We start from the raw sequence: 10,571 nt of genomic DNA, 5'->3' as shown, positions 1-10,571 counted from the left end.
GATGGCCCGTGTGCGCATGAGCGCCATCGCCACCGCCGCGTTGGTCGAACGCGCGGCCGGCATCGAGACGGTCCTGCACTTCACCTGCCGCGACCGCAACCTGATGGGCATCCAGTCCGACCTGATCGGCGCCCATGCCCTCGGCATCCGTCATGTCCTGGCCATCACCGGCGATCCGCCGGCGGTGGGGGATTACCCCAATGTCACCGGCGTCTTCGATGTCGATTCGATCGGTCTGACCCGCATTCTCGCCGGGCTCAACCGCGGGGAGGATTTCGCTGGCGCCTCCATCGGCCATCCCACCGACTTCGCCATTGGGGTCGCGCTGAACCCGGTTGCCGCTGACTGGCCGCGCGAACTGGAGCGCTTCCGCGCCAAGGTCGACGCCGGAGCGCAGTTTGCCTTTACGCAGCCGCTCTACCAGATCGCGCCGCTGGAACGGGCAATGGAAGCCATACAGGGATTCCGCATTCCCATCTTCCTCGGGCTTCTGCCGTTGATGTCATTCCGTCATGCCTGGTTTCTCCACAACGAGGTCCCCGGTATCGAGATTCCCTCGGCGGAGCTGGATCGGATGAAGCGCGCCGAAATGCATGGCGCCGATGAGGGCGTGGCCATCTGCCGCGCGCTTCTGGAACGGGCACGGCCCATGGTCGATGGTGTGTATCTGATGCCGTCGTTCGGACGGTATGAGACCTGCCTGCAAGTGATCGATGGCTTTGTGGAGCGACCCGCTAAGCCCTTTATCGATGATGTGATGCCGAATCACGTTAATGCATAACGTGAGGCAGTAGTCTCAGCGGCGCTTCCCGTTTGGGCGCGCCTCGGTCCCTTCGAGTTCCAGAAGCGCCCGCTTGTAGGACAACTTCCCCGAAAATCCACCCAGCCGCTTGCCGGCCGCGAGCACCCGGTGGCAGGGGACAACCGGCGGGAACGGGTTTTTCCCCATGGCCTGGCCAACCGCCCGAGCGCCGCCCGGCGATCCGGCCTTCGCCGCCACTTCGCCATACGACAACGTCTGCCCATAGGGGATCCGGGCGCAGACCTGAAGCGCCTTGCGCGTGAAGCCGGAGACACGCGACCAGTCGACGGTGAGGGCGAATTCGCGCCGTTTGCCGGCGAAGTACTCGGCGAGGGCCTTGCGTGTCGCGGCGGTGGCGCGCTCATCCTCGACAAACGCCACCCCATCGCCGGCCAGGTCGGCCAGAAACCGGGCGCGGTCGGTTCCATAGTTGATGCGCCACAGGCCCCGCGGCCCTTCGGCAAACCAGACCTCGCCGAAATCGGATGTGCGCAAATGCGAAACGCGAATCATCGGTTGTGACTGGCCGGCGCTCATTGCTCCTCCCGTGTGTCCGGCGGGTGATACGAAGCCGGGAAGGGGGTTGGCCATCATTTTCTTGCCCGGGATAGGGCTTGCCCGCCGCGCCGGGGGCGCTAACTTGACCGCATGCCGGATCTGAGCATCAAGCGCGAGTACATCTTCTTTGCCGCTCTCCTGGCGCTGATCGTCTTTGTTTTCGTCCTGTTCTACAAGCTGATCGTGCCGTTCTTCGCGCCGATCGCCTGGGCGGTGATCTTCGTGGTCACCTGCAACCCGGCGCACCAATGGCTCGCGGCAAGGGTGCGTCCGCGCGGACTGGCCGCGTTCATCTCCACCGCCGCGGTTGCCATCCTCATCCTCGGGCCGTCGATCTGGCTGGTCGTGACCCTGGTCGGCGAGGCGCGCAACCTCTATGAGTGGATTCAGTCGGGCACGTGGACCTCGGAGGCGATCGCCGAACTGGCCCACCGCATCGATCCGGTCATCCAGACATTGGGCGATAAACTCGGTGGTTTTGTCGACCTGTCCAAGTGGGATTTCCAGAGTGTCGCCATCAACTTCATCGGCAAGCTGAGCAAGTGGATTGTCGACAACACCACCGCCACGCTGGCCAATGTCGGCAAGTTCGCCCTGCAGTTTCTGATGATGCTCCTGACGATGTACTACCTGTTCAAGGATGGCGCGCCGCTGTTTGCCAGCGTGCGCGACTCGATCCCCCTGCCGGCCGAACGCAGCCGCGCGATGCTGGCGCATGTGACCGACGTGGTGCGGGCGACCATCTACGGCGGGCTGGTGGTGGCGGCGATTCAGGGCACGCTGGGCGGGCTCCTGTTTCTGGCGCTGGGACTGCCGTCGCCGGTTTTGTGGGGCGCGGTGATGGCCTTCTTTGCGCTCATCCCGCTTCTGGGCGCGTTCGTCGTCTATATCCCCGCGGCCATCATCCTCTTTGCCGGCGGCGCGGTGGCCAAGGGGATCATCCTGCTGGTGCTCGGCACGTTGGTGGTCTCGCAGATCGACAATTTCGTGCGTCCGCTGCTCATCTCCGGACGCACGCAGATGCATCCGCTGCTGCTGTTTTTCTCCATCACCGGCGGCGTGAGTGTCTTCGGTCTCCTCGGTCTGGTCCTCGGCCCGGTGGTGGCGGCGCTGTTTATCGCGTTGTTTGAAGTCTACCGCATGGCGCTGCAGACTCCGGAATCCTGACGCTTTTTCACTTCTCCTATCCATTTGGGCCGCAGACACCTCAACGCGGCCATTCATCCGTCGCTTCATCTTGATCCCCCAATCGCGAGGCAGACTGCCGCGCGGTGAAGGAACCGGCGTTTTCGCCGATACTTCACCCTAGGGAAGGGCAGTCTGGAGGCGGAGGGAGTCACGCCGGTCCGGGGTCATGGTGGCCGAGCTTGGCGTGAGGGAGAAAGGGGGCGAACCATGGAACTGCGCGTCGAAACTCATCAAGCGGTCGACCTCCTCGCCATCAACGGCCGTCTCGATTTAGTCAGTTCCAGCGCATTGAAGGACGCGATCCGTCAGCGCCTGGCCGACCGCCGGGTGAATCTGGTGCTCAACATGGAAAAGATTCATTTCATCAACAGTTCCGGACTGGGCGCGCTGATCTCCTGCCTGCGCGATGTGCGGCTCTCAGGCGGGCGGCTGGCGCTGTGCTGCCTGGCGCCCTATATCGACGAGATTTTCACGCTGACCAACCTGACGCGGGTGTTCGATTGCTACCCCAGCGTCAGCGCGGCGCTCGAATCGTTCGAGCACACGCCGCGCGCGGCGGCCCTTCACCGTTAGACGCACGGACGACACCACGACCATGAGCGCCAAGCCCAAACTGCTGATTGTCGACGACGAGCTTCTGATCCGCGATCTGCTCTACGACTACTTCAAGAGCCGCGACTACGAGATCACCGTGGCCGACTCGGGCCAGGGGGCGCTGGCGCAGATGGAGGAGACCCGCTTCGACACGATCATTCTCGATCTGAAGATGCCGGATATGGACGGGCTGGAACTGGCCGGCCGCATCCGCGCCTCCGACGAGCATGTGCCGATCATCTTCATGACCGGGTACCCGTCGATGGACAGCGCGATCGAGGCGGTGCGTCGTCAGGCGGCCGACTATTTCATCAAGCCGTTCAATCTGAAACAAATGAACAAGGCGGTGGAGAACGCGCTCATCCGCGCGGGATGTCCGGTGCCGCCCGCCAGCCCGGAGGCCACCCTGTGAGCGACGTCTACACTCCGCGCATCCTCGTTGTCGACGACGAGCAGTTCATCCGCGATCTGCTCGCGGACTTCTTCGGCAAGAGCGACTATCAGGTGGTGACCGCCGGCGACGGCGAAAGCGCGATTGCCGCCTGCCGCCAGGGGCGGTTCGACGCCGCCCTCGTGGACCTGAAGATGCCCGACCAGACCGGCACCGATGTCCTGGCCGAACTGCGCACGATCGACCCCGGCCTGCCGGTGATCATCATGACCGGTTACCCGACCATCGACGCGTCGATCGAAGCGATCCGGCGCGGCGCCCACGATTTTGTCGTCAAGCCGTTCCGTCTGCAGGAACTCAAAGAGCGGATCGACCGCGCCATCCGTACGCGGGCGATTGCGCGCGACATCGAGGAACTGCGCACCCGCCTGGCCGCGGTCGAGGCGGAGTTGCGCGAGTACCGCGCGCGCCTGCACACGCTCGCCTGATCCGCCGCCTTCTGATGTGCCATCCGCTTTTGATCTTGCGCCGGGTGACCGCCGGGATATATTCGACCGGAGGGGTGCCATGGCTGAACGTCGCAAAACCTTTACTGCCACCGAGCCGGGCGCGGCGGTGATCGACGTTGCCGCCGACGATCCGGAGACATTGCGCCGCGCGTTGGAGCGTCTGGAAGAGCACCAGCGCCTGTTGGCGGCGGAGATTGCGCGGCTGCGCGCGCTCGCGTCGCTGGGCGAGGGAGTGGCGACCATCGCCCATGAAATCCGCAATCCCCTCGGCGCGATCGCCGGCTTCGCCGAGCTGCTGGCGCGCCGCTGCGAGGGCCACCCCGAATTGCGCGACATGTCGCAGAAGATCATGGGCGCCGCGCAGAACCTGAATGTCCTGGTCCAGCGTCTGCTGGAGTTGGTGCGCAACACGCCGATCCAGATCCGGCCGGTCGAATGGCCGCATTTCCTCAACGCCACCCTCGACCAATTCGAGGAACAGTCGCGCCAGCGCGGCGCGCGCCTGACGTTGGTGCGTCGCTGGCCGGAACGGCTGGGCGAGGGACGCGCCGATGCGCTCTGTCTGCGTCAGGCGGTCTGGAACGTGCTGGAGAACGCCGAGCAGGTCTCGTCGCCGTCGGGACAGATTGAAGTCGATGTCAGCGGCGACGCGCAGGGCGGGCTGCGGCTGCGCATCGCCGACCGCGGCCCGGGCATCGATCCGGCGTTGTTGCCGAGACTGTTCACGCCCTTTGTCACGACACGCGAACATGGAACCGGGTTGGGACTGGCGACCGCGCGCAAGATCGTGGAGGCCCACGGCGGACGGATCGCCATCCGCAACCGCCGCGGTGGCGGCGCCGAAGTCGAAATCGACCTGCCCGGGGCCGCCGCGCCGACGCGGCTGGTCGACCCCCAAGGAGACGCCTAATGCCCGCCAACATCCTCGTCGTCGATGACGACGCGCTGGTCAACGATTTCCTCGTGACCACGCTGCGCGAGGGCGCCTACAACGTCGACAATGTCTTCTCCGCCGAGGAGGCGCTTGGCCGGATCGGCGAGCGCGACTACGACCTGGTGATCTCCGATGTGAAAATGCCGGGCATGGATGGGCTCTCGCTCCTGGACCGTCTGCAGTCGCTGGCGCCCGACACCGCGGTGGTGATCATGACCGGTTATGCCGAGATCAGCGACGCGGTCCGTGCGATGAAAGGCGGGGCGTTCGAGTATCTGGTCAAGCCGGTGGGCGCCGAGGCGACCGAAGCCGTCGTCGCCCGCGCGCTCGAGTTCCGCCGGCTCAAACTGGAAAACCGGATGCTGCGCGATGTGGTCAGCCGGCGGGTTTCTGCCGAGTTGATCGGCGCGTCGGCGGCGATGCAGAAGGTATTCAACCTGATCGATGCGGTGGCCGGATCGCGGGCCACCGTGCTGATCACCGGCGAATCGGGCACCGGCAAGGAGCTGGTCGCGCGCGCCATCCACTTCCGCGGCAGCCGCGGCAACGGGCCGTTTAAGGCCATCAACTGCGCCGCGTTGCCGGAAACGCTGTTTGAAAGCGAACTCTTCGGGCACGAGAAGGGGGCTTTCACCGGGGCCTTACGGCAGAAACGCGGACTCTTCGAGCTCTGCGATGGCGGCACGCTGCTGCTCGACGAAATCTCCGAGATGACCACCGCCCTGCAGGCCAAACTGCTGCGCGTGCTGCAGGAGCGCGAAATTCAGCGTCTGGGGTCCGATCGCGCCCTGCCGGTCGATGTGCGCGTGATCGCCACCACCAATCGCCACCTGCCGACCGAAGTCGCCAACGGCAACTTCCGCGAGGACCTGTTCTATCGGCTCAATGTCGTGGTGATTGACCTGCCGCCGCTGCGCGAACGGCAGGGGGATATCCCGCCGCTGGTCGAGCATTTTTTGCGGCGGTTCAACCAGGAAAACGGCCGCTCGGTGAAACGGGTGAGCGACGCGGCGATGCGGCTGTTGGAGAGCTACCGCTGGCCGGGGAATGTGCGCGAACTGGAAAACTATCTGGAGCGCGCGGTGGTAACCGCCTCTTCGGACGTGTTGACACCGGAAGACTTCCCGCGCGAATTGGCTACCGGCGGCCCGAAACCGAAGTCGAACCCGGTTGGGGTCGGAACCACCATTCACGACATGGAAAAGTGGCTGATTCTGGCGACGCTGGAGGCCGAGGGGAACAATCAGACCCGCGCCGCCGACCGTCTGGGAATCTCCTCGCGCACGTTGCGTAATAAGCTGTATGAGTACGGACTGAAGACGCCCGGCGGCAACAGCCAGGAGGCCGTCGAGCCCCGGACGCGGTGATCGTTCGGCGGGTGATGCCATGAGACAACGCTTCCGCATTCTGCTGACCGCGGCGCTGCTGGCTGTGAGCGCGCCCTGCGCCGCGCAGTCGCCGACGTTGACGCCGAAGGCGGACCTGCAGTATCTGGTCAACGGACGCCGTCCGATCTGGATGGGGCCCTTCATCCGCTACACCGTCTACGCCACGACCACGGTCGAGGCGCGCATCTATGGCCTCAGCGGCGAGTTGATCACGGTCATTTCGATCGGGCCGCAGGAACCGGGGCAGTACACGGTGCCGTTTGATGGCACTTTGGACAACGGGGCCATCGTTTTTGACGGGAAATACCTGTTCGAACTTTACTTCGGCGATGACTACGCCGCCAAGTTCTGGTTCATCTGCCGGCCGCTGAGTCAATTCGGCGACGAGCAGCCATCGTAAGAAAGCGGCGTGGGTATATGCGCTTCCGCATTCCGGCCGTATCGGCAATCGCTCTGGTCCTCATGGCCGCCCCTGTCGCGTGGGGGGCGACGGCCGATGGCCCCGGGGACAGCATCCCCGCGGTGCTGATCGCGCTGGCGGTCATTATGGTCGGAGCCAAATTGGGCGGCGCGCTGGCGCAACGGGCCGCGCAGCCGGCGGTGCTGGGGGAATTGCTGTTTGGCGTGATGATCGGCAACCTAGCGCTGGTTGGGCTGGACTGGTTTGAGCCGCTGTCGCATCTGGCCACCATCCATGTGCTCGCCGAGATCGGCGTGATCATCCTCCTCTTCGAAGTGGGGCTGGAGTCGGACCTGGGTCAGATGATGCGGGTCGGGCTGTCCTCGTTCCTGGTTGCGACTCTCGGCGTGGTCGGACCCTTCCTGCTGGGCTGGGGTGTCGGAATCTGGTTCTATCCCGAGGAGTCGGAGTACATGCACGCCTTCCTCGGGGCGATCCTGACGGCGACGTCGGTGGGAATCACCGCGCGGGTGCTCAAGGACATCAACAAAATCGACACCGACGAGTCGCGCATCATTCTCGGCGCGGCGGTGATCGACGACGTGCTTGGTCTCCTCATCCTCGCGGTGGTCTCCGGGATCATCCAGGCGGCGGATGCCGGACAGTCGATGTCCTCGGCGGCAATCCTCTGGCTGATCGCGAAGGCGGTGCTGTTCCTGACCGGGGCGATCGTCATCGGACGGATGGCCTACAAGCCGCTGTTCCGCGTGGCCAACTACCTGCGGGTGCATGGCATGCTGCTCATCACGTCGCTGGCGGCCTGCTTTGTCACCGCGTTTGTCGCCGCCAAGGTCGGGCTGGCGCCGATTGTCGGCGCTTTTGCCGCCGGATTGGTGCTCGATGAAGTGCATTACCGGGAGCAGCCCAATCTCGGCCGTCACTCGCTGGAAGAGGTGATGGAGCCGCTGGTGTTCTTCCTGGTCCCGATCTTTTTCGTGAAGATGGGCATGGATGTCGATTTGGCCACCTTCGGCAGGGCGAGCGTGCTCGGATTCGCCTTGATCCTGACATTGGCGGCAATCATCGGCAAGCAGATCAGTTCATTCGGGGTGGTCCATCGTCCGGGCGTGCGCTCCAACCGTTGGATTGTCGGGCTGGGAATGGTACCGCGCGGCGAAGTGGGATTGATTTTCGCGGGCATTGGCGCCACGCTCGTCTACCAAGGGCATAAGATCGTGTTGCCCGAAGTCTATTCGGCAGTGGTGATTATGGTCATTCTCACCACGCTGGTGACGCCGCCGGTTCTGACTTGGTCCTTCCGAAAGTTTCATCGCGGAGCGGCAGGGTCCCGCTCCTAGCCGCATCGCCAATCCCGCACAAAGTTGCTGAACTTGTCAAATCCTTTGGGCGAGGGCTGCCAAACGCAATCCGGATTGAGTATATCCTATAAGCCGCGCACGGGCGGAAAGGTCCACCGGGGAGCAAGAATGGACTGAGATGTATTCACGCACTGTGCCCGCCACCGCCGCCGCACCTTTGTCTTTCGACCACCTCCTTGCGACATGGCCTTTCATTCATCGCGTGCTGGGCACGATCGATGCCGTTGCCAGCACACGCGCCACGGTCTTGATCACCGGGGAATCGGGCACCGGCAAAGAGCTGGTGGCGCGGATGATCCACTTTCGCGGCAACCGCCGCACCGGGCCGTTTCGCGCCATCAATTGCGCGGCGCTGCCCGAGCATCTCTTCGAAAGCGAGCTGTTTGGCCACGAGAAGGGGGCGTTTACCGGCGCGATCCGTCAGAAGCCCGGCCTCTTCGAACTGGCGCACGGCGGCACGCTGCTGCTCGATGAGATCTCGGAGATGCCGGCGTCGTTGCAGGCCAAACTTCTGCGGGTGTTGCAGGAGCGCGAGGTCCAGCGGGTCGGTTCGCTTCTGCCGTCGCCGGTCGATGTGCACGTGATCGCCACCACGAACCGCGACCTGCCGCGAGAGATCGGATCGGGGCGATTCCGCAAGGACCTGTTTTACCGCTTAAACGTCGTGCCCATCCACCTGCCGCCGTTGCGGGAGCGGATGGAAGACATTCCCAGTCTGGCGCGGCACTTCATTGAGGAGGCCTGCCGCGAGACGGGTCGCACGCCCGTGTCGATCTGCCCGGAGGCCATGCGTCTGCTGCAGCGCTACGGCTGGCCGGGCAACGTTCGCGAACTGGAAAACGTGATTGCGCGCGCCGTCATCGTCAGCGACGACGACGTGGTCACCGTCGAGGACCTGCCGCCCGAACTGGTCCACGGCGAAGCGCCGTATCCGACACCGACGGTGCGTTCAGGGCGCACCATCGAGGAAGTGGTGCGCGAGTTGATCCTTGTGACGCTGGATGCGGAGGGACACAACCAGACACGCACCGCCCACCGTCTGGGGATCTCAACGCGCACTCTGCGCAACAAGCTGCACGAGTATGGGGTCAAGGCACACCACGACAGCACGTGCCTGGACAAGGGGGATGATTCCCCCATCGAGGTTGAAGTCGATCCGCAGGCCGCTTGAGCGGCCGCGGTCGGGTGTGGGATCGGGCCCATAGTCCGCCGGGCGAAGGATTGACGATTGTCCGGATGGCGAGGGTGCCATCCCGCCGGGCGACTCTTTGACAATTCGGCACCTGCCGATGGCAAAAACCCGGCGCCGGCGGTCCACGAAATACTTGATTGAATGTATATTGGCAATGGGCGCGGGCCGGCGGGTCCGAGGTAAGTCACCGGGTGTCAAAAGTCGACCGGCGCGCGCTTGCGAGATCAAAAAGGTCTTGCTTGCAGGGTGGTTTGCCGTATCAGTAATACAGCGCCGGGGGATCACGGGACGGCGCCAACAGGACGGGACAAGCTTATGATGTCGTTCGGTGTGATCGGAGTCGGTGTCAAGGGCGGCAACCTGCTGCTGCTGGAAGCGCTGGTGGTTCCGGATGCGGACCGCGCTCGCCGACTGCAGGACCTGAAGACCTTCTGCAATTTCGCCGAGTTGGTGCCGGTGTACACCTGCAATCGCTCGGAGTTCTATTATGTGACCGCCGACCGGCCCGCCGGCCTCGAATTCCGCAACCGCCTGCTCGACTTCTTTTTGCACGACAAACACATTCACTTTGAGCCGTCGGACATCTCGTCGCAAGTGGGTTTCCGCGCCCTGCGTCATCTCTACCGCGTCACCGCCTCGCTGGACTCGATGGTGGTGGGTGAGGCCCAGATCTTGGGGCAGGTGAAAACGGCGCTGGCGCAGGCCCAGGAAATGGGGCTGGCCGGCCCGCGCATAGCCAACATCTTCTCCGATGCCTTCCGTGTCGCCAAGAAGGTCCGTCGCGAGACCCCGCTGGGCGAATCCTCGGTCTCGATGGTCAATCTGCTGCTGGAATCCATCGACCAGCACCTGCAGGGGAGGACCCATCCGGCGATCGCGCTGGTGGGTGTCGGACCGATGTGCGTGAAACTGGCCGGACATCTGTGCGAGCGCGGGTTCACCGACCTGCTGTTTGTCAATCGCACCGAGTCCAAGGCGGTCGAACTGGCCGCGCAATTCGGCGGGCGGGCGAAGTCCCTGGCGGCCTTCCTCGCCGAGGCGGGCGTGGTGGATGTGATCTTCACCTCCACCGGGTCCACTGAGCCGATCTTCACGCCGCGCAGCATGGCCAGCATCGTGCCGGCCACCGGCGGCCTTTTGATGATCGATCTGGCGGTCCCGCGCGATGTCGATGCGGCGGTCGCCGACATGAAGCAGGTCACCGTGCGCGACATCGGCCACTTCCGCACGCAGGCC

At 64.3% G+C, this 10,571-nt stretch carries 12 protein-coding genes; 11 read left to right on the top strand and 1 reads right to left on the bottom strand.

Translation table 11 applies throughout. The features are described from left to right. Nucleotides 1–781, top strand: a 781-nt coding sequence (locus tag VNN55_04560) for a methylenetetrahydrofolate reductase (protein HWO56821.1), incomplete at its 5' end; no start/stop codon positions are given. A 15-nt stretch (nucleotides 782–796) separates the two neighbouring features. Here VNN55_04560 and VNN55_04555 read toward each other — a convergent pair. Next, complete coding sequence (locus VNN55_04555; protein ID HWO56820.1) at nucleotides 797–1,339, bottom strand: methylated-DNA--[protein]-cysteine S-methyltransferase; 543 nt, start codon at nucleotides 1,337–1,339, stop codon at nucleotides 797–799. Between the two features lie 111 nt (nucleotides 1,340–1,450). On the opposite strand from VNN55_04555, the gene VNN55_04550 reads away from it, so the two are divergent. The 10 genes from VNN55_04550 to VNN55_04505 form a co-directional block, all read left to right on the top strand. Further along, nucleotides 1,451–2,527, top strand: a complete 1,077-nt coding sequence (locus VNN55_04550) for an AI-2E family transporter (protein HWO56819.1) — start codon at nucleotides 1,451–1,453, stop codon at nucleotides 2,525–2,527. A gap of 228 nt (nucleotides 2,528–2,755) precedes the next feature. After that, complete coding sequence (locus VNN55_04545; protein ID HWO56818.1) at nucleotides 2,756–3,121, top strand: STAS domain-containing protein; 366 nt, start codon at nucleotides 2,756–2,758, stop codon at nucleotides 3,119–3,121. Between the two features lie 22 nt (nucleotides 3,122–3,143). Then, the gene (locus VNN55_04540) at nucleotides 3,144–3,554 is read left to right on the top strand and encodes a response regulator (protein HWO56817.1); all 411 of its coding nucleotides are present in this window, start codon (nucleotides 3,144–3,146) and stop codon (nucleotides 3,552–3,554) included. Then, nucleotides 3,551–4,021, top strand: coding sequence for a response regulator (locus VNN55_04535; protein ID HWO56816.1), 471 nt, complete (start codon nucleotides 3,551–3,553; stop codon nucleotides 4,019–4,021). The genes VNN55_04540 and VNN55_04535 overlap by 4 nt, the downstream gene beginning before the upstream one ends. Before the next feature lie 79 nt (nucleotides 4,022–4,100). Further along, nucleotides 4,101–4,952, top strand: coding sequence for an ATP-binding protein (locus VNN55_04530; GenBank protein ID HWO56815.1), 852 nt, complete (start codon nucleotides 4,101–4,103; stop codon nucleotides 4,950–4,952). Further along, nucleotides 4,952–6,343, top strand: a complete 1,392-nt coding sequence (locus VNN55_04525) for a sigma-54 dependent transcriptional regulator (GenBank protein HWO56814.1) — start codon at nucleotides 4,952–4,954, stop codon at nucleotides 6,341–6,343. Before VNN55_04530 ends, VNN55_04525 begins: the two co-directional genes overlap by 1 nt. 19 nt (nucleotides 6,344–6,362) lie before the next feature. After that, nucleotides 6,363–6,764 carry a FlgD immunoglobulin-like domain containing protein gene (locus VNN55_04520; GenBank protein HWO56813.1) on the top strand — a complete coding sequence of 134 codons (402 nt, stop codon included), beginning with the start codon at nucleotides 6,363–6,365 and terminating at the stop codon, nucleotides 6,762–6,764. Between the two features lie 17 nt (nucleotides 6,765–6,781). After that, nucleotides 6,782–8,122, top strand: a complete 1,341-nt coding sequence (locus VNN55_04515; protein HWO56812.1) for a cation:proton antiporter — start codon at nucleotides 6,782–6,784, stop codon at nucleotides 8,120–8,122. 139 nt (nucleotides 8,123–8,261) lie between these two features. Then, nucleotides 8,262–9,314, top strand: a complete 1,053-nt coding sequence (locus VNN55_04510; protein HWO56811.1) for a sigma-54 dependent transcriptional regulator — start codon at nucleotides 8,262–8,264, stop codon at nucleotides 9,312–9,314. Between the two features lie 336 nt (nucleotides 9,315–9,650). Next, nucleotides 9,651–10,571 (top strand): NAD(P)-binding domain-containing protein (locus tag VNN55_04505; protein ID HWO56810.1); only part of this gene is annotated, 921 nt, incomplete at its 3' end.

The sequence above is a fragment of the bacterium genome (assembly GCA_035559435.1).
GTDB lineage: Bacteria > Zixibacteria > MSB-5A5 > WJJR01 > WJJR01 > JACQFV01.
The sequence above is the reverse complement of the archived record's forward strand: the minus strand, read 5'-3'. Positions and strand labels throughout refer to the sequence as shown.

What these genes read in the sequence shown, in the direction of transcription:
- VNN55_04550 (HWO56819.1), top strand. Translation starts at nt 1,451, where the DNA reads ATGCCGGATCTGAGCATCAAGCGCGAGTACATCTTCTTTGCCGCTCTC.
- VNN55_04520 (HWO56813.1), top strand. Translation starts at nt 6,363, where the DNA reads ATGAGACAACGCTTCCGCATTCTGCTGACCGCGGCGCTGCTGGCTGTG.
- VNN55_04510 (HWO56811.1), top strand. Translation starts at nt 8,262, where the DNA reads ATGTATTCACGCACTGTGCCCGCCACCGCCGCCGCACCTTTGTCTTTC.
- VNN55_04540 (HWO56817.1), top strand. Translation starts at nt 3,144, where the DNA reads ATGAGCGCCAAGCCCAAACTGCTGATTGTCGACGACGAGCTTCTGATC.
- VNN55_04530 (HWO56815.1), top strand. Translation starts at nt 4,101, where the DNA reads ATGGCTGAACGTCGCAAAACCTTTACTGCCACCGAGCCGGGCGCGGCG.
- VNN55_04515 (HWO56812.1), top strand. Translation starts at nt 6,782, where the DNA reads ATGCGCTTCCGCATTCCGGCCGTATCGGCAATCGCTCTGGTCCTCATG.
- VNN55_04545 (HWO56818.1), top strand. Translation starts at nt 2,756, where the DNA reads ATGGAACTGCGCGTCGAAACTCATCAAGCGGTCGACCTCCTCGCCATC.
- VNN55_04555 (HWO56820.1), bottom strand. Translation starts at nt 1,339, where the DNA reads ATGAGCGCCGGCCAGTCACAACCGATGATTCGCGTTTCGCATTTGCGC.
- VNN55_04525 (HWO56814.1), top strand. Translation starts at nt 4,952, where the DNA reads ATGCCCGCCAACATCCTCGTCGTCGATGACGACGCGCTGGTCAACGAT.